An 18,497-nucleotide genomic window follows, 5' to 3' on the forward strand; every position below is an offset into this window, starting at 1 on the left:
GAGGTGTCCGCGAAGCGGACGGAGAGGGGGCCTTCGTAGGGCGCTCCCCTCTCCGTCTCGGCTTCGCCGAGCCACCTCTCCCCACTGCGTGGGGCGAGGAACCAAGCGGCTCACCCGGCGCTGTTCTGCGGATAGCAGATGATCGACAGATAGCGCATTGGCAGTTGCGTCAGCTCTTCCGGGCCGTGCGGCGCATCCGCGTCGAAGAACAGGCTGTCGCCCGGCTTCATCGGATAGAGGTTGTTGCCGTGCCGGTAAACGACCTCGCCTTCGAGCATGTAGAGGAACTCCATGCCCGCATGCTGGAAGGTCGGGAACACGTCCGAATTCTCGGTCAGCGTGATGAGATAGGGCTCGACGACGACGCCGCTGGTGTTGGCGCCGATATGGCCGAGCAGATTGTACTGGTGGCCGGCGCGGGTGCCGCGCCGCTCGACATCGACGCCTTCGCCCGCCTTGACGAAGACGGCGCTGTGTTCTTCCTCGAAACGGCGGAAGAAGGCGGTCACCGGAACGCCCAGCGCCCGGGACAGCGCCTGCAATGTCGTCAGCGATGGCGAAGTGATGCCGTTCTCGATCTTCGACAGCATGCCAAGCGAAATGTCGGTGGCGGTAGCGAGATCGGCGACGGTGATGCCGAGCTTCTTGCGGAAGGCACGCACCTCATGGCCGATCGCCACTTCCAGCACCTTTTCGCGCGTGTCGCGGATGGCGTGCGGGTTCTGCGTCAGCGGCGTGCGGATGGTGCGCCCGTCCGCCGAAACGCGCTTCGGCGGCGTCTTGCCTTTCGCTGCCGCATCGGTGGACCTGGTGCCGGAATTCCTGTTCGCCATGTCGCCTCCGACTCTCGCGGATTTATTTCACTCAAGGTGAACATATTCGGTGGCGATGCAAGAGCGCAACCACGACGGCAAGCCACTGTATGTCGCAGGGATCGCCGGCTTGAATGCGAGCGCCACGGCTTTTGCGCACAAAAACCGTTTCACGCAAAGCGCGTTGCCGCAGATGTTTGTTGACAGCACCGAAGACCCAATTACTGTCACTGTCAGTGAAATTTGTTTCGCTGGGGAAATCAAAAAAGGAGGCCCGCAATGAAATCTCGTGTTGCCGTCATCGGCGCCGGACCGTCCGGTCTGGCGCAGCTAAGGGCCTTCAAGTCGGCCGCCGACAAGGGCGCCGAGATCCCGGAAATCGTCTGCTTCGAGAAGCAGTCCGACTGGGGTGGCCTGTGGAACTACACCTGGCGCACCGGCCTCGACGAGCATGGCGATCCGGTGCACGGCTCGATGTACCGCTATCTCTGGTCGAACGGCCCGAAGGAATGCCTCGAATTTGCCGACTACACCTTCGAGGAGCATTTCGGCCGGCCGATCGCCTCATATCCGCCGCGCGCCGTTTTGTGGGACTACATCAAGGGCCGCGTCGAGAAGTCGGGCCTACGCGACTGGGTGCGTTTCAACAGCCCGGTGCGCATGGTGACCTATTCCGACGAGACCAAGAAATTCACCGTCACCGCGCATGATCGCAGCAAGGACGTCACCTACTCGGAAGAGTTCGACAATGTCGTTGTCGCGTCCGGCCATTTCTCGGTGCCGAACGTGCCCTTCTTCGAGGGCTTCCCCACCTTCAATGGCCGCATCCTACACAGCCACGATTTCCGCGACGCGATGGAATTCAAGGGCAAGGATATCCTCATCATCGGCCGTTCCTACTCGGCCGAGGACATCGGTTCGCAATGCTACAAATACGGAGCCAAATCGATCACTTCCAGCTACCGTTCGAAGCCGATGGGCTTCAAATGGCCAGAGAACTGGAAGGAAGTACCGCTGCTGCAGAAGGTCGTCGGCAAGACGGCGCATTTCAAGGACGGCACCACCAAGGATGTCGACGCCATCATCCTGTGCACCGGCTACCTGCATTCCTTCCCCTTCCTCACCGACGACCTCAAGCTCAAGACCGCCAACCGCATGTGGCCGCTCGATCTCTATGAAGGCGTCGTCTGGGAGAAGAACCCGAAGCTTTTCTACATCGGCATGCAGGACCAGTTCTACACCTTCAACATGTTCGACGCACAGGCCTGGTATGCCCGCGACGTCATCATGGGCCGCATCAAGCTGCCGTCGGCCGAGGCGATGGCCGAGCACGGCGCCAAGTGGCGCGCTCGCGAGGAGACGCTGGAGGACGCCGAGCAGATGATCTGGTTCCAGGGCGACTACACCAAGGAATTGATGGACCAGACCGACTATCCGGGCTTCGACGTCGAGGCGGTCAACCAGACCTTCATGGAGTGGGAGCACCACAAGATGGAAAACATCATGACCTTCCGCGACAACGCCTACCGCTCGCTGATGACCGGCACCATGGCGCCGGTGCATCATACGCCCTGGCTGCAGGCGCTGGACGATTCGATGGAAAGCTATCTCGAGGTGAAAGGCGTCGCGGCCGAGTAGCGCGGCGCACCTTCGTCCACGTTCGTTAAATCAGCAACGTGGGGTGTCTTGCGGGACACCCCATCGGTCTACCAGCAGACGTAGCCGCCATCGACGATCAGGTCGAGGCCGGTCACGAAGCTGGACGCGCGGCTGGCCAGGAACACCGTCGGCCCGACCATTTCCTCCGGCGCCGCCATGCGCCCCATCGGCGTGTCGCGCTTGAAGATCTTTATCTCCTCCGCCACTTCGGGACGCTTGTTCATCGGAGTCAGCGTGTAGCCCGGGCTGACGACATTGACGCGCAGGCCGCGATCGGCCCACTCCATGGCCAGGCTCTTCGACATGTGGATGACGGCGGCCTTGGAGGAGTTGTAGTGCGCCTGCGTCAGCCCCCGGTTGACGATGGTGCCCGACATCGAGGCGATGTTGATGATGGAGCCTGTGCGCCGGGGCAGCATGACGCGTGCTTCGGCCTGACAGGACAAAAACACGCCCGCGACATTGACGTCGTGCACCTTACGCCATTTTTCCAGCGGCATAGTCTCGGCCGCTTCCGATCCAGCAATGCCGGCATTGTTGACGGCAACGGTCAGCGCGCCGAGTTCGGCCTCGACGCGGGCGATCGCCGTCGCCAGGTCGGTTTCGGACGTCACGCTGCCCGTCAGCACCAGTGCTTTGCGGCCGTGCGCCTTGATTCTCGCAGCCGTCTCCTCAAGCCCGCCGTTCGAGGCATGACCGAAGCAGGCGACATCGGCGCCGGCCTCCGCAAGCCCGATGGCGATCGCCTGACCAATCCCGCTGCCGGCGCCCGTCACCAGCGCCACGCCGCCGTCCAGTTTGAAAAGATCCATCGCACCCTCCCTATGCGGCGAGGGTATGCGCAGTCGTGCCCTGCGATCAACCTCTTCAGAAATCGCAGGCCTTCGGGCGACGGTCGGCGGACCAGTCCTTCAACAGTACCAGCCTGAACTTGCCCTTGATCGGCTTGCCCTCTTCCAGATCCGTGGAGGCGGTGGCCTTGCCGGTGAGATAGTTGATGTCGCAATCGCCAAGCGTCGTCTCGACGCCGCTCGACGTCTGCTGGTTCCAGTCCCAGTTGCGGGTGTAGCCGCCGACCAGGAATTTTCCCCGGCGATAGACGATCGTCAGCGTCTCTTCCGTCGACTTGATGGCGCCGCAGCCGGAGCAGGAGGTGATCGCCAGCGATCCCTTGCCCTTGGCTTCAAGGTCGACGACCTGGTCTTCCGTCAGCCTTTTCTTGACAAAATCCGGTTGGCGTGGGGGATCGGGCTTTTCCACGTCGAGATAGATGTAGAGATCGGCGGGGCCGCCGGCCTCCTGCAGGATGATCGCCCGGTCGGTCTTGCCGTCCTGATCGATGTCGAGCTTCAGCTCGAAGGCGGGAGCATTCTGGGCAATCGCCGGCGTCGGCGTCGCCGGCAAGGCGACGAACCAGGGCCAAACCGCATGATGGAATGCTTTCCTCATAAGCAGGTATCCGCCGCGTGGCGCAACGTAGCACCGCCACGGACGGACGCAAACGCGAAACTCAAGCCGAGCCGGGTCTTGGCCAGTCGAGCATGAAGGCTCAGAAATAGCCGTCCGACGCCGCGGTCGCTTCCTTGGGGATCTCGACGCCGTCGACCAGGATCTTGTCGACGAGCTCGTGATGGAAGCACACCAGGCCCTTGATGCGCTCGGCCTCGTGCACCGGCTCGGGATAGTACCAGACGAGGTTCTCGTGCCGCTTCTTAGGCGTCGTCACATGGTAGTAGTTGGAGATGCCCTTGTAAGGGCAGCGCGAGATGTAGCGGCTGGGCGAAAACATATCGAGGCGCGAGTCCGAGATCGGCAGATAGTGGCGCACCGGATGTCCGGTCTCGAACAGGAACACGCCGCGCCGTGAATCGGCGACCTGCTCGCCGTCGAGGATCACCTGCACGCGCCGCGACGAAGGCAGGCAGTCGACGCGGCGGAACGGGTCGCGGGCGTGGACGAAGATCTCCTCGTCCTCTTCAAACCAGTGTGTCATCTTCGGCCAGTAGAAGGAGATGTAGTCGCCGATCGGCGGGCAGCCCTTGACCGGATCGAGGTAGCGCCAGGCGCCGTCCTCGACCAGCGTGATGCCGGTGTTCAGCGAGTAATGCGTGGCGACGCCCTTGAACGGGTCTTCCGTCGTCGTCCGGCTCGGCAGCAGGAACTCCTCGCGCACGTCGCTCATCGGGAAGTAATAGACCGGCAGGTGGTCGCTCTCCTGGAACACCAGCGCCTTGGTGGTGTCGGCGACGATCATCGGCCCGACCTGCACCCTGATCCGCTTGGGCGAGGGCATGGTGAAGGCGACATAGCCCGGCTCGAATTCATACTGCACGATGGTGTCGAGCACCGGAAAATGCGGCCCGCGGCCGCGCAGATGGGGCTTGCGAATGGTCGTCGTCCTCTTCTCGCCGTTTGCCGCCGGGTTCTTTCGCGCAGCCATGGTCATGAGGCCACCGATACTCGATCGAGCAGCAGGCCGGCGGCGATCGGCGGCACGCCGCTGACATTCTTGCGCACCGGCACCAGGAGGTCCGGGAAATAGCTGAAGATCACCGGCGTCTCGTCGAGCAGCAGCTTCTGGATATCGGAAGCGGCCTTGCGCTGGGAGTCGAGGTCGAGCGCCTTGAGATAGCCGGTGACCATCCCGTCATAGGTCGCGTTCTTGAAATGCGCCGCGTTCCACGGACCGTCGCTGACCAGCGGGCTTTTCAGGAAGACGTTCGGTACGCTGCGATGCGCGTAGTCGGTGATGCCAAGCGGGCTGTCCAGCCAGTCCGACTGGCCGAACACCGCCTTGCCGTAATATTTGTCCTGGTCCTCGATGTTGAGCGAGATGCGCGCGCCGATCTCCTTGGCGAAGTTCTGGAAGAGCTGCGCATAGCCGGGGATGTCGGAATAGCGCAGCGTCGTCAGCGTCATGTCGAAACCGTTGGCCAGGCCCGCCGCCTCCATTAGCTGCTTGCCTTTGGCGATGTCCCTGGTGCGCTGCGCCACCGTCTTGTCGGTGACCGGGAAGGCCGGCGCGAACGGGCTGTCATTGCCGGTCGCGGCCATGCCGCGGCAGAGACCGTCGACCAGTTGGGAACGGTCGATGCACAAGGCCAGCGCCTGGCGCACGCGCTTGTCGGTGAAGGGCGCCATGTCGCAGCGCATGTGGAGCTGGCGATGCGCGGTCGAGGCGACGCGCAGCACGGTGATATCAGGATTGCCCAGCACCACCTGGCTGACGTCGAGCGGGATCGCGTCGAGCACGTCGACTTCGCCCGCCTGCAGCGCGAGAATCCGCGGCTGCACGTCGCCGTAGAACTTGAATTCGAGCCGGTCGGGCAGGGCCTTCTCGCCCCAATAGTCGGGATTGCGCACGAAGCTCGCGCCGACCTTCGGCGTGTAGCTTTCGAGCCGGAACGGACCGGTGCCCTCAAAGGTCTTCTCGTAGTCGCCCTTGTAGCTCGCCGGCAGGATGACGGCGTTGTAATTGTCGATCGACACCGAATAGGGGAAGGAGCCGTTCGGCGCGTCGAGGTGGAATTCGACGGTGTGGTCGTCGACCTTGCGCGTGCCGCCCTTCGACAACAGGCCCTTGAACACCGAGAGCGCATTAGATGTGCCGCTCGGATCGGCAAGGCGATCGAAGGTTGCCACCACGTCGTCGGCTTTAAAAGCCTCGCCATTGTGGAATTTCACGCCCTTGCGCAGCTTGAAGGTCCAGACGCTGCCGTCGGCATTGGGCGACCAGCTTTCGGCAAGCACGGGCTTCAATGTCAGGTCCGGCTGCGTCACGCACAGGAACTCGGCCGTCTGGAAGACGAGCTGGTAGCTGCCGCTGTCGTAGAAGGTGACGGGATCGATGGCGCCGCCGGGCACGGCGATACCGGCGCGCACGGTGCCGCCGGGCTTGCCTTCGGCGCGCGCTTGCGGAGCGCCGAGCCCGACCGCCGAAGCGATGCCGCCGAGAAAGGGCAGCGACAGGCCGAGCACGCTGCCATGGCGCAGGAATTCGCGCCGGCCGATCCTGCCGGCGAGCAATTCGTCGATAGCGGAATTTTCGATTGCGCTGAGGGTTTTGCGGGCGGCGTCGATCGTCCTGAAATGCTTCGGCATGGCGGCATTCCTTGTTTTGTCGCGGGGGCCTTGGCATTTAGGCCATTGTTGACCTCGACCGAAAAGCGATATTTTTTGATTGGAGCCATCGGAAATTTCGATGACGAGCCACTGAAAGGCGAAAGCCATGGACACCGAGAATCTGCGCAGTTTCCTGGAGGTCGCGGCGCATGGCAGCTTCACCGTTGCCGCGCACCGACTGAACCTTGCCCAGTCGACCGTCAGCGCGCGCATTCGCGGCCTGGAGGAACAGCTGGGCCGCAAGCTGTTCGTGCGCGACAGCGACGGCGTCACGCTGACGCCGGCCGGCCGGCAGTTCCTGCCCCACGCCTCGACGATCACGCGTACCTGGGAGCAATCGCGCCAGGACATCGCCGTTCCCGATGGCTACGAGACGCTGCTGAGGCTCACCGCGCCCGCCTATCTTTGGGACAGCATCACTTCGCCCTGGATCGACTGGATGCGGGCGAAGCGGCCGAATGTGGCGCTGCGTCTGGAAGGCAGCTTCCCGGACCTGGCGATCGACCAGATGGCAGAAGGCCTGCTCGATATCTGCATCCTCTATCTGCCCAAGCCGCATCCCGGCGTCGTCTATGAGAGTTTGGCTGTCGATCAGATCGTGCTCGTCCAGCACACGGCGCAAGCCGGGCCGTGGATGGACAATTACATCCTGATGGACTGGGGGCTGGAGTTCCGCGTCGAGCACGACCGTGCCTTTGCCGGCATGGTGAAGCCGGCGATCTCGGCCGGGCTGGTGTTCATCGGCCTGCAGCACGTCCTGTCGCAGAAGGCGGCTGCTTACCTACCGCTGAGTGCGGTAAGCAGCCATATCGAGCGTGGCGAGTTGCGGCGCGTCGAGGATACGCCGGTGTTCCAGCGCCCGATCTACCTTGCCTATCCCGAGAACCCTGCCTCTTCCGACGCGCTAGACGTTGCGCTGACCGGCCTGCGTACGCTCGCCAGGAACCTGTCCGGCGATCAGGCCTTCGCGGAAAGCGACCGCGCCTTCAGTATGGCAGGCGTGTCTCCCGAAAGTGGGAACCGGTTTCGGGACAAAGACATGCCTAAAGTCATAACCTAAAGCGCATGGAGCGATCTGAAAGATCGCGACGCGCTTTAGGCGCGGCGGCATTTTGATCACGCCGGCTCCACGATCTTCGGCTTCTGCAGCCTTGCCAGTTCGGCGTAGGGGATGTGGCAGCGGATCGTGTGCCCCGGCTGGGCCTCGGTGAGCTCGGGCTCTTGCGTTTCGCAGATGGCGCCGATCTTGCGCGGGCAGCGTGTGTGGAAGACGCAGCCCGTCGGCGGATTGGCCGCGCTCGGGATTTCGCCGTCGAGACGGATGCGCGAGCTCTCGGTGCGGTCGAGTTTCGGCACGGCTGACAGCAGCGCTTCGGTGTAGGGATGATGCGGGCCGGAAAACACCGCTTCCGACGGTCCGAACTCCATGATGCGGCCGAGATAGAGCACGGCGATCTTGTCGGAGAGATAGCGCACCACGCCAAGGTCGTGCGAGATGAAGATGTAGCTGACATCCTGCCTCGACTGCAGGTCGGCCAGAAGGTTGAGGATCGCCGCCTGCACCGAGACGTCGAGCGCCGAGGTCGGCTCGTCGCAGACCACGATGCGCGGATCGCCGGCGAAGGCGCGCGCGATCGCCACGCGCTGCTTCAGGCCGCCCGAAAGCTGCCGCGGCTTGACCGCGAGATGCCGGTCGGTAAGCCGCACCGAACGGACCAGCTCTTCGAGGCGTGTATCCAGCGTCTTGCCGCTGAGCCCGCCCAGCCGCTTCAGGGCGCGGCTCAGGATATGGCGGATCGAATGCGATCGGTTGAGCGCCGAATCCGGGTTCTGGAAGACGATCTGCACCGCCTTGACCTGGTCCTCCGAGCGGCTGGCGAGCCGCGGCGCCAACTGCTTGCCTTCGAGCTCTATCGAGCCGCCATCGTCCGGCGCGACAAGGCCGAGCAGGAGCCTGGCAAAGGTGGTCTTGCCGCTGCCGGATTCGCCGACCAGGCCGAGCGTCTCGCCGGGCCTCAGGCTGACCGAGACGTCCTTCACCGCCCGCAGCGGACGGCCGTGGCTGGCATAGGTCTTGTTAAGCCCCTCGACCTGCAGCACCGGTGGCGCCTGCTTGGGTGCTGTGGCAGCGATCTCGGCGGGCGTGGCGCGCGGCAGCGACTGCGCCTTGTCGTGATAATGGCAGCGCGACAGCCGGCCGTCGCCGAGTTCGTAGAGCGGCGGCGGCTCGGCGCGGCAGCGCTCGGTCGCCAGCGCGCAGCGGTCGGCGAAGGCGCAGCCGACGATGTTGGCGCCGATGCCCGGCAGGAAGCCCGGGATGGTGTCGAGCCGGCCCTGGTCCTTGCGCTGGCCGCCGCGCGGCAGGCAGCGCAGCAGCGCCACCGTGTAAGGATGGCGCGGATCGTTGAAGACGTCCTTCGTCGAGCCTTCCTCGACCAGCATGCCGGCATAGAGCACGCCGACGCGGTCGCACATGTTGGAGACGACGGCGAGATTGTGGCTGATGAACAGGATCGAGGCCGACAGCTCGCGCCGCAACTGGCCGATCAGGTCGAGCACTTCGGCTTCGACCGTGGCGTCGAGGCCTGTGGTCGGCTCGTCGAGGATCAGCATCGAGGGGTCGTTGGCCAGGGCCATGGCGATCGCCACGCGCTGCTGCATGCCGCCGGAAAGCTGGTGCGGATAACGCTGCATGACGCTCGCCGGATCGGAGATCCGCACGCGGTTCAGCATGGCGACTGCCTTGTCTTCAGCCGCCTGTCCGGTGACGCCGGCAAGCTCGAAGATTTCGGTCAGCTGCCGGCCGATGCGCAGCGACGGGTTGAGCGCCTTGCCGGGGTCCTGGTAGACCATCGACACGCTGTCGGCGCGAGCGCGCCTGAGCGCTTCGGCGTCGAGCTTCATCACATCCTTGCCGTCGAGCGCAATCGAGCCGCCGGTGATGGAGCCGTTGCGCGGCAGGTAGCGCACCACCGAAAGCGCCACGGTGGATTTGCCGCAGCCGGATTCGCCGACCAGCCCATAGGCCTCGCCGGCCTTGATGGTCAGGTTGACGTTGCGCAGCACCGCGCGGTTGCGGCGGCCGACGCGATAGGCGACCGAGAGGTCTTTCAGTTCAAGTGCGTTCTTGTCAGTCATTGAACGCTCCATGCACGCCGTCGGCCACCAGATTGACGCCGATCACCAGCGAGGCGATGGCCAGGGCGTCGAACAGCACCGTCCACCAGAAGCCGCCGCCGATCATGCCGTAATTGGAGGAGATCGACAGGCCCCAGTCCGGCGAGGGCGGCTGGATGCCGAAGCCCATGAAGGAGAGCGTGGCGACCGCGAAGATGGCGTAGCCCAGCCGCACTGTCGTCTCGACCAGGATCGGCGGGATGACGTTGGGCAGGATCTCGACGAACATCGTGTGCAGCGCGCCTTCGTGGCGCAGCTTCGCCGCGGCCACATAGTCGAGCTCGCGTTCGGCCAGTACCGCCGAGCGCACCGTGCGCGCGATGATCGGCGCGAAGCTCAAGCCGATGACGACGATGACGGTGATCTTGGACGTGCCGAGCGCGACGATGGCGAGCAGCGCGATGATCACCACCGGGATCGCCATGAAGGCTTCCAGCACGCGGCTGACGATGTCGTCGACGATGCCGCGGAAATAGCCGATGACGAGGCCGAGCGCGGTGCCGGCGATGGTCGCCAGGATGGTCGCCAGCGGCGCCACCGTCAGGATGTCGCGCGAGCCGACGATGACGCGCGAGAACACGTCGCGGCCGAGCTGGTCGGTGCCGAACCAGTGATCGGCCGCCGGCGGCGTGAGCGCGTCGATGATGTCGCTTGCCAGCGGATCGTAGGGAACGAAGTGCTGGCCGAACAGCGCGCAGACGACCCAGAACAAAAGGATGAAAAGCCCGGTGAGGAAGGTGCCGGACCTGGAGAGCGAATGCAGCACCTCACCCCAGGGGCTCCGCTGTGTGGTGTCAGGCGCCGGTGCGGGCGCCGGCAGGCTGGCGGGAGTGTCCGTCGCGCTCATTGCTCTGCTCCCAGCCGGATACGCGGATTGAGCACGGAATAGAGGAAGTCGGCGATCAGGGTCGCCACCGCATAGACGATGCCGATGGTGAGGATGCCGGCCTCGAGCATCGGAAAATCCTTGCCGCGCGCGGCAGTGAAGATCAGCGAGCCGATGCCCTGATAACGGAACAGCGTCTCGATGACGACCAGGCCGCCGATCAGATAGCCGGTCTGGGTGGCGATCACGGTGATGGTCGGTAACAGCGCATTGCGCAGCACATGGCGCCAGATCACCGTTCGCCAGGGCAAGCCTTTCAGCACGGCGGTGCGCGTATAGTCGGAATCCAGCGCCTCGATCATGCCGGAGCGTGCCATGCGCGCGATATAGCCGAACAGCACCAGAAACAGCGGCAGCGCGGGCAGGATGAGATGGTAGAGCTGGGTGAGGACACCGGCGCCCTTCGGCCAGGCGGCGGCGATCGGCAGCCAGCGCAGCCAGACCCCGAAGATCAGGATCAGGATGATGCCGGTGACGAACTCGGGCAGCACCGTGACCGACAGGCCGCCGAGGCTGATGATGCGATCGAGCGGCCGGTTGAAATTGAGCGCGGCGATGACCCCGCCGAGGATGCCGATCGGCACCACCAGCACGAAGGCGACCAGCGCCAGCTTCATCGAGTTGCCCAAGGCGTCGATGACGAAGGGCGCCACCGGCGCGCGGAAGACATAGGACGTGCCCATGTCGCCGTGGAGAAAATTCCAGATCCAGCTTCCGTACTGGACGAGCAGCGGCCGGTCGACGCCGAGCGAATGGTTCAGCGCATCCACCGCGCGCTGGTCGGCGAACGGCCCCAGGATGGCTCGCCCGACATTGCCGGGCAGCACCTGGCCGCCAAGGAAAACCATGACGCTGAGCAAAAACAGCGTGACGAGCGACAGTGCCAGGCGCCGGACGAGGAAGACGAGGATGGCGAATACTCCTATAGGAGCCGGCTCTCCATGGAGAGCCGGCTATTAGGGATAAGCTTGTCCGCTCTCGTCAGCCTTTCGACGCCTTGTCGAGGAACAACTGCGACATTGCGGTGGGCTGCACGCCCGCCACGCCTTTCGCCGTCGCCGTCAGATAGTCGTAGAAGTAGCCGAAGACCACCGGTGTTTCCTCGAGCAGCAGCTTCTGGATCTTGCTGGCAGTGGCCTTCTGCGCCTCGAGGTCGAGGGCAGCGATATAGCTTGCCGCCATCTGGTCGTAGTCCTTGTTCTTGAAGTGGGCGGCATTCCAGGTGCCGTCGCTCTTCAAAGGTGCCGCCAGATAGACGTTAGGCACGCCCCGGTGGCCGTAGTCGGTGATGCCCATCGCCGAATCCAGCCAGTTCGACTTGCCGAACACCGCGTCGCCGTAATAGGCGCTCTGGTCGAGGATGTTGAGCTCAAGCTCGATGCCGATTTCCTTGACCCAGTTCTGGATGAGCTGGGCGTATTCCGGGATTTCCAGATAGCGCTCGGTGGTGAGCGTCATCTTGAAGCCCTGGCCGACGCCGGCCGCTTCCATCAGCTGCTTGGCCTGGGCAATATCCTGCTTGCGTTGCGGCACGCTGGTGTCGGTCGAGGGGTAGACGGCGGCGAACGGGCTGTCATTGCCGAGCGCCGAGCGTCCCTTCATCAGGCCGGCGGCGAGCTTCTCGCGGTCGAGGCAGAGCGCGATGGCGCGGCGCACGCGGGCGTCCTTCGTCGGGCCTTCGTCGCAATGCATATGCAACTGCTGATGCGCCGACGACTTCAGGCTGATGATGTCGACATTCGGGTCGTTGAGCACGGCAACGCCCGCCAGCACCGGCATCTGGTTGATGATGTCGATCTGGTCGCCCTGCAGCGCCAGGATCTGCGGCTGGATGTCGGTGAAGAAGGTGAATTCGGTACGGTCCGGCAGAGCCTTCTCGCCCCAGTAATCGTCGTTGCGCACGAAGGAGGCGCCGACCTTCGGGGTGTACTTCTCCAGCTTGAACGGCCCGGTGCCGTCGAAGCTCTGTTCATAGCCGCCCTTGTAGCTCGCCGGAATGATGACGGCGTTGTAGTTGTCCGACGACACCATGTACGGGAAGTTGCCGTTCGGCGCGTCGAGATGGAATTCGACGGTGTAGTCGTCGACCTTCTTGGTGTTGCCCTTCTGCAGGATGCCGGTGAACACCGACAGCGCGTTCGACGAATTGGCCGGGTCGGCGAGCCGGTCGATGCTGGCCACCACGTCTTCGGCCTTCATCTCGCCGCCCGAGTGGAACTTCACGCCCTTGCGCAGCTTGAAGGTCCACACCGTGCCGTCGGTGTTCGGCGACCAGCTTTCGGCCAGCGCCGGCTTCAGCACCAGGTCCGGACCGTCGACACAGAGGAATTCCGCGACCTGCTGCATGACGAGCAGGCCACCGGCGTCGGCGATGGTCACCGGATCGATCGCCGCTGCCGGCACGCTGCTGCCGACGCGGATGGTGGCGCCGGGTGCGCCGGCGCGAGCGAGCGAGGGTGCTGCGCCGAAGCCGGCGGCCATGCCGATGCGGCCGAGCAGCGGCAGCGACAAGCCGAGCAGGCTGCCGTGGCGCACGAACTCGCGGCGGCTGATACGGCCGTCGACCAGGCCGTCGATGAGGTGGTTTTCGAGCGGCGTCCGGCCGCGCCGGAGGAGATCGAGAATGCGATAGTTCTTGCTCATGGGTCTAAGCCCTTTCCCCAGTTGTTGTGGTTGGCGGGTGCATTCCAGTGAACGAGTTGCGTGGAGTTCTCCGGTCCAGGCACTCAGTATCGGTCGATGTACAGTAGCATGCGGCTCCGACCGGTCCATCCGCTCGTTGGGACGGAAAAGTCAGATTTTCTTGATGGATTGTCTGTCGGCCGGGCGACCCGTGGCCGCCCTTTTCTCGATAAGTCCTGTTTGCTTTTCGACATCCTCCTAATTCAGCGGCAGTCTGCGGTAGGTCCCGGGTTTTTCCGGGTCGTGATATTTGTTGCAGGGGCCGTTTTCGACGAAGTCGCGATGGCAGGCGGCAAGCCTTTCCTGCGACAGCGTGACCCCGAGGCCGTGGCCTTCGGGCACCCGTACGACATTGTTCTTCGGCGCGAACGGGCCTTCCTCGATGATGTCCATCGGCTGCATGCGAAACAGCGACTGGTTGGGCTCCCTGATCCAGCCGAGCGCGGCGCACAGATGCAGGTAGCAGGCGCTGCCGATGCCGGTGTCGCCGCTGTAGCACCAGTAGTCGATGCCGGCATGCTCACAGGCGCCGACGAAGCGCAGCATGCGGTTGATGCCGCCATGCGCCGTCGGGTTGCCGACGAAGGCGTCCGGCACCTTCAGCTCCATGGCACGCGCTATATCGATGTTGTGGGTCGAGAACGGGATCGAGGTGTGGCGGCGCAGTTCCCGCATCTCCTCGATGGTCGCCACTGGGTCCTCCCAGTTGCGCACGCCGAGCTCTTCCAGCGGCCGCGCCAACTGCCTGGCGGTCGCCAGCGAATAGGCCTGGTTGGAATCGATGCGGATCATCGCAGCGTCGCCGAGCTTCCTGCGGATCAGCTCGACCATCTTCAGCGACAGCTTCGGATCCTGCGTCGAGAACTTGCCCTCGAAGAAGGTCGTGCCGTGGCGCTCGTGGAGTTCGACGCAGTAGTCGGCGACCTCTTCCGGCGTCTTCTCGCCTTTGACTGTCGCTCCGTCGCCGCGCAGCGAGAAATAATCGGTGAAGGGGATGTCCTTGCGCACCGCGCCGCCGAGCAACTGATAGAGCGGCTGCTTCCAGGCTTTGCCGCGCAGGTCCCACAGCGCCATCTCGATGGCGCCGAAGGCCATGATGCGGGTGCGGTCGTTGATCGATTGCACGCCGCTCCAGAACGGCAGGCAGACTTCCTCCGCGCCGGCGATGTCGAAGGCGTCGCGCCCGGCGAGCCTCGGCGCCAGCACGTCGTTGATGACGGCGGCCGCGCCCGGCGTCGGCGCCTCGCCGATGCCGACAAGCCCGTCCTCGGTCTCGACCTCGACGATGGTCGGCGAGAAGCCGTCGAGCTCGCCGAACACCCAGACATAAGGGGCTTCCAGCCTGTAGTTGATCGGTGTCGCCTTGACGCGCCTGATCTTCATGTCAGCCGATCTCGAAGAAGGGTTCGCCGAGCAGGCCCGGGTCGACATCAATGCCGAGGCCTGGGCCGTCGGGGATGCCCATGTGGCTGCCGGTCACCGGCGGAGCGTTGGTGGCCGTGCGCACCGTCACCCATTCGTGGAAGGCAATCGCATGCAGCCGGCGCTCCGCCGGCGTCGACAGCGACAGATGCGCCATCGCGGCGGTATCGATCTCGGCGCCGCCTGTATCCTCGACCGTGATCATGAAGCCGAGATCGACGGCGACATCGCGGATCAGCCGTGTCTGCGTCACGCCGCCGAGCCGCGATATCTTCAGTGTCAGCCCGTCGGCAGCACCTCGGCGATGGATCTCCAGCATCTCGCCCAGCGAGGTGACGGATTCGTCGAGAACCATTGGCTTGTCGAGCATGCGGCGCACCGACATGTTCTCGTCGAGCGTTGTGCAAGGTTGCTCGAACGTGTAGTCGATGCCGCGCGTCGCGTCGGCGAACTGCCGCGCCTGATAGGGCGTCCAGCCGGCATTGGCGTCGCAGAAGATCACCGTGCCCTTCGGCACGGCGGCGGCCACCGTCGTCACCCGCTCGATGTCGTCATGCACATTGCCGCCGACCTTGACCTGCAGCCGCCGGCAGCCTTCGGAAATGATCCGTTTGGCAAGTGCGGCCATCTGATCGAGCGTGCCGTGGGTGACGACCCGGTAGGTCTCCGCCATATCGCTTTCGCGGCCGCCGAGCATGGTCACCAGCGGCACGTCGGCGGCGCGGGCGGCGAGATCCCAACACGCCATGTCGAGCGCCGACTTGATGTAAGGGTGGCCCTTGAACACCGTGTCCATCAGCCGGCCGATGCCGGCAAACCCACGCGGATCCTGGCCGATGAGATGCGGCGCGATCTCCGGCACGCCCGCGCGTGTTCCCGCCGGAAACGCGGCCGAATAGAAATTGCCGAGCGGCGCCATCTCGCCCCAGCCGGTCACGCCGCTGTCCGAAGTGATGGCGACGATCACCGCGTCGAAGCAGTCGGCGACGCGTCCCTTGGACATGCGGTAGGACCCATCCACGAAGGGCTGCACGACATGATAGGCCTTGATGCTCTTGATCTTCACTGTGCTGTCGTCCGCTTGTCTGTCAGTTCTTCGATGCGCGCTTTTCGAGGCCGCGCGCGTAGGCAAGAAGCTCTTCGAAATCGAGGTCGATATGCTCGCGCGCATGGCGCTGGGCGGCGCGCATGTCCGCGCCTTTGAGCAGCGCCACATAGGTTTCGTGCACGTCCTCGGCCGGCACCGGCTCGTTGCGCGCCCGCTGATGCAGCGCGAAATACATCTGCAGCCGGCTGGTCAGCCGCTGCCAGGTCTCCAGCAGCACCGAGTTTTCGGCCCACTCATAGATCAGCCCATGCAGTTGCAGCGCCGTTTCGATCTGGCGCGTGGTGTCCTTCGCGCGCGTCGCCTGCTTCACCGCTTCATGGCGGCGGTCGAGCTCGTCGAAGAAGCGCTGGTCGCGCAGCGGCCAGGTCCGCTCGATGGCGAATTCGTCCAGCACCTGGTTCAGCGAATAGGCATCGATGATGTCCTTGGCGGTGACCTCGATGACGAAGGTCCCCGCATAGGGGATGCTGGTCAGTATGCCTTCCTGCACCAGCTCGCGCATCGCTTCGCGCAATGGAGCGCGGCTCACCCGCATCTGCTCCGAAATCCTGAGCTCGTTGAGCTTCTGCCCCGGCTCCAGCTGTCCCGTCAGGATGGCCCGCCGCAGCAGGGCGACGATCTCCGCCCTGCGCGTCGTATCCGCGATCGGACTGAAATCCAGCTTTGCCATAAGTCGACTCCGAGAGGAATTCCTGCAAGACAAGCAGATTGTCGACAATCTAACAAGAGCTGATTTCCTTGAATTCCGGATTTTGAACCGGCAGCTTCATGCCGCTCGTCCGTAGAACCCGATCCGCTCCTCATCGGTGAACATGACGCCTGGACGTTCATAGTAGGAGAACACCGCGATCATGCGTTCGCGGTTGCCCTCGACGGTGGTGACGCGATGCGCGGTATTCTTGCCGCGAAAAACGTTCAGCGTGCCGGCCTTGATGCGCAGGATCTTTGCCTCGGGATCGCGCCCCTCGAGCAGCTTCGCCACACCGTCATAGTTCGGATCGTCGTCCGAGCGCAGGTCGGTGCGGTATTCGAAATCGCCGCCGATATCCGGCGCCTGCAAGAGCAGCGTCGTGGTGAATTCCGAGCGGTCGAAATGCCAGTTGAGTGCCTCGCCGGCGCGATAGCCCATGACATTGGCGCGGGCCAGCGGATCCTGCATGACATGAAGCTGCGGCTTGTCCATCGTCGCCGCCAGGAACCGCACCAGCGGTGCATATTCGTAGATCGACAAAACGGTGCTTCTCGGGATCTGGTCGGCGCAGACCGTATGGCTGATCGTTTCGACCTTGCGTAGCGCCGGATGATCCGGCGAAAGCTCCGGGATCGACGGCTTGAAGTAGATGTTGTGCAAGCGTCTGTGGACATGCGAGCGCGTGTCCATTACCGGCCGGATCTCGGCGACGGCCCGTTCGGCCATGCCGGGACGCAGGAAGCCTTCCAGGTTGAACATGCCGCTGGCCGCGAGCGCGGCCTTGGACTCGTCTACCAGCTTCTGCCACTCAGGGCTGCCTTCGCGGTCGAGCGGATAGCGGTCCAGGTCGAGAATGTTTTCGATCATAGCGTCCTCCAAAAATCCTGTTGTCACTACACGGCAAGGAAATCTTTGCCGCAACGCAGAAAATTGTTAGGCTCTCACAAGAAAAACTTTCGAGGATGGTATGGACAAGCTTCCGCCGTTGAACGCGATGAGAACCTTCGAGGTCGCGGCTCGCGCCGGCAGCTTCACGCTCGCCGCCTCCGAGCTAGGTGTCTCGTCGGCCGCGGTCAGCCAGCAGATCCGCAATCTGGAAGATTGGTTCGGCAAGCAGCTCTTCATGCGCAACGGCAACCGCATCGCGCTGACCGATGCCGGCCACGCCATTTATCCGCAGACGGCGCATGCGCTGGGCGAGATCGCGGCGGTCGGCCGGCGCATGCTGGAAGGCGGCTTGCGCACGTGCCTTGTGGTGAGCGTGCCGTTCTCCCTGGCGGAGCTTTGGCTGGCGCCAAGGCTCGCGGTGCTGCTCGACGGTTTTCCGCGGATGGCGATCGACGTCCGGGTCGAGGATGATCCCGTCGACGTGGTGCGCCAGAACATCGATCTGCGCATCTCCTATGGCGACTATCACTACCCGGCGCTCAAGATGGCGCGCCTCGTTCATGACGACGTCCTGCCGGTCGCATCGCCTGAGTTCTGGCGGCGCCACGGCAACGGTGCCGCCGGCCTGGCCGACGTGCATGAGAGCCACTTCATTCACACCAATTGGGGGCCGAACTATGCCTCGCACCCGAGCTGGGCGGATTGGTTCGCCGCTGCCGGCGGCAGCCGCGCGCCGGACCCCTCGCATGGCCGCCGCGTCGGCCTGTCCAGCCTGGCGATCGGTGCGGCGCGGCTGGGGTTGGGGATAGCGCTCGGCCAGAGGGTGATGGCGAGTGCCGACCTTGAGGCGGGCCGATTGATCGCCCTGTCGTCCGTCTCGGTTCGTCTCGGCCAGCCCTACTGCGCCTTCATGCTGCCGGCCAAGGCGGAACGCGCCGACATCGCCGGATTGGTCGAACTGCTTGCAAGCAATCCCGCGAAGCCGCGCACGGAGTCGGCGTCGGGAGCCGTCTGAACCCTCATGGCAAAACGGCGCCCTCGACGTGGGTG

17 protein-coding genes are annotated in these 18,497 nt (G+C 64.2%); 4 read left to right on the forward strand and 13 right to left on the reverse strand.

Annotated elements, in window-relative coordinates; all coding sequences use genetic code 11:
* Window positions 1-110: 110 nt before the first annotated feature.
* Window positions 111-833 (reverse strand): helix-turn-helix domain-containing protein, encoded by a 723-nt coding sequence (locus WDX12_RS19175; RefSeq protein ID WP_320294645.1) that lies wholly within the window; start codon window positions 831-833, stop codon window positions 111-113.
* A 49-nt stretch (window positions 834-882) separates the two neighbouring features.
* Between WDX12_RS19175 and WDX12_RS19180 the strand changes: the two genes are divergently transcribed.
* Together WDX12_RS19180 and WDX12_RS19185 are read left to right on the forward strand one after the other, a co-directional pair.
* Window positions 883-1,095, forward strand: coding sequence for a hypothetical protein (locus WDX12_RS19180; protein WP_320294646.1), 213 nt, complete (start codon window positions 883-885; stop codon window positions 1,093-1,095).
* Window positions 1,092-2,450 (forward strand): NAD(P)-binding domain-containing protein, encoded by a 1,359-nt coding sequence (locus WDX12_RS19185; RefSeq protein WP_434721613.1) that lies wholly within the window; start codon window positions 1,092-1,094, stop codon window positions 2,448-2,450. The genes WDX12_RS19180 and WDX12_RS19185 overlap by 4 nt, the downstream gene beginning before the upstream one ends.
* 68 nt (window positions 2,451-2,518) lie before the next feature.
* On the opposite strand, the gene WDX12_RS19190 is transcribed toward WDX12_RS19185, so the two are convergent.
* From WDX12_RS19190 to WDX12_RS19205, 4 genes are all read right to left on the reverse strand, one after another.
* Window positions 2,519-3,283 (reverse strand): SDR family oxidoreductase, encoded by a 765-nt coding sequence (locus tag WDX12_RS19190; RefSeq protein ID WP_434721614.1) that lies wholly within the window; start codon window positions 3,281-3,283, stop codon window positions 2,519-2,521.
* A gap of 55 nt (window positions 3,284-3,338) precedes the next feature.
* Window positions 3,339-3,920, reverse strand: a complete 582-nt coding sequence (locus tag WDX12_RS19195; RefSeq protein ID WP_434721615.1) for a hypothetical protein — start codon at window positions 3,918-3,920, stop codon at window positions 3,339-3,341.
* A 100-nt stretch (window positions 3,921-4,020) separates the two neighbouring features.
* The gene (locus WDX12_RS19200) at window positions 4,021-4,911 is read right to left on the reverse strand and encodes a DUF427 domain-containing protein (RefSeq protein ID WP_434725675.1); all 891 of its coding nucleotides are present in this window, start codon (window positions 4,909-4,911) and stop codon (window positions 4,021-4,023) included.
* A 2-nt stretch (window positions 4,912-4,913) separates the two neighbouring features.
* On the reverse strand, window positions 4,914-6,572 hold the full coding sequence (locus WDX12_RS19205; RefSeq protein WP_434721616.1) for an ABC transporter substrate-binding protein: 1,659 nt from the start codon (window positions 6,570-6,572) through the stop codon (window positions 4,914-4,916).
* A 127-nt stretch (window positions 6,573-6,699) separates the two neighbouring features.
* Between WDX12_RS19205 and WDX12_RS19210 the strand changes: the two genes are divergently transcribed.
* Window positions 6,700-7,653: a LysR family transcriptional regulator gene (locus WDX12_RS19210; protein WP_434721617.1), complete on the forward strand. Its 954-nt coding sequence runs from the start codon at window positions 6,700-6,702 to the stop codon at window positions 7,651-7,653.
* Between the two features lie 56 nt (window positions 7,654-7,709).
* On the opposite strand, the gene WDX12_RS19215 is transcribed toward WDX12_RS19210, so the two are convergent.
* The 8 genes from WDX12_RS19215 to WDX12_RS19250 form a co-directional block, all read right to left on the reverse strand.
* Entirely contained in the window at window positions 7,710-9,731 is a 2,022-nt protein-coding gene (locus tag WDX12_RS19215; protein ID WP_320294653.1) for an ABC transporter ATP-binding protein, read from the reverse strand.
* Window positions 9,724-10,617 carry an ABC transporter permease gene (locus WDX12_RS19220; RefSeq protein ID WP_434721618.1) on the reverse strand — a complete coding sequence of 298 codons (894 nt, stop codon included), beginning with the start codon at window positions 10,615-10,617 and terminating at the stop codon, window positions 9,724-9,726. Before WDX12_RS19220 ends, WDX12_RS19215 begins: the two co-directional genes overlap by 8 nt.
* Window positions 10,614-11,504, reverse strand: coding sequence for an ABC transporter permease (locus WDX12_RS19225; protein ID WP_434721619.1), 891 nt, complete (start codon window positions 11,502-11,504; stop codon window positions 10,614-10,616). Before WDX12_RS19225 ends, WDX12_RS19220 begins: the two co-directional genes overlap by 4 nt.
* A gap of 133 nt (window positions 11,505-11,637) precedes the next feature.
* Window positions 11,638-13,299: an ABC transporter substrate-binding protein gene (locus WDX12_RS19230; RefSeq protein WP_434721620.1), complete on the reverse strand. Its 1,662-nt coding sequence runs from the start codon at window positions 13,297-13,299 to the stop codon at window positions 11,638-11,640.
* Between the two features lie 237 nt (window positions 13,300-13,536).
* Entirely contained in the window at window positions 13,537-14,721 is a 1,185-nt protein-coding gene (locus tag WDX12_RS19235) for a mandelate racemase/muconate lactonizing enzyme family protein (protein WP_434721621.1), read from the reverse strand.
* Between the two features lies 1 nt (window position 14,722).
* Window positions 14,723-15,826, reverse strand: coding sequence for a mandelate racemase/muconate lactonizing enzyme family protein (locus WDX12_RS19240; protein WP_434721622.1), 1,104 nt, complete (start codon window positions 15,824-15,826; stop codon window positions 14,723-14,725).
* 22 nt (window positions 15,827-15,848) lie between these two features.
* Complete coding sequence (locus WDX12_RS19245; RefSeq protein WP_434721623.1) at window positions 15,849-16,538, reverse strand: GntR family transcriptional regulator; 690 nt, start codon at window positions 16,536-16,538, stop codon at window positions 15,849-15,851.
* A gap of 96 nt (window positions 16,539-16,634) precedes the next feature.
* Window positions 16,635-17,426, reverse strand: a complete 792-nt coding sequence (locus tag WDX12_RS19250) for a HalD/BesD family halogenase (RefSeq protein WP_434721624.1) — start codon at window positions 17,424-17,426, stop codon at window positions 16,635-16,637.
* 100 nt (window positions 17,427-17,526) lie between these two features.
* On the opposite strand from WDX12_RS19250, the gene WDX12_RS19255 reads away from it, so the two are divergent.
* Window positions 17,527-18,462 carry a LysR family transcriptional regulator gene (locus tag WDX12_RS19255; protein ID WP_434721625.1) on the forward strand — a complete coding sequence of 312 codons (936 nt, stop codon included), beginning with the start codon at window positions 17,527-17,529 and terminating at the stop codon, window positions 18,460-18,462.
* The last annotated feature ends 35 nt before the right edge of the window (window positions 18,463-18,497 follow it).

It is taken from the genome of Mesorhizobium sp. RIZ17, assembly GCF_051127865.1.
Classification (GTDB): Bacteria; Pseudomonadota; Alphaproteobacteria; order Rhizobiales; family Rhizobiaceae; genus Mesorhizobium; species Mesorhizobium humile.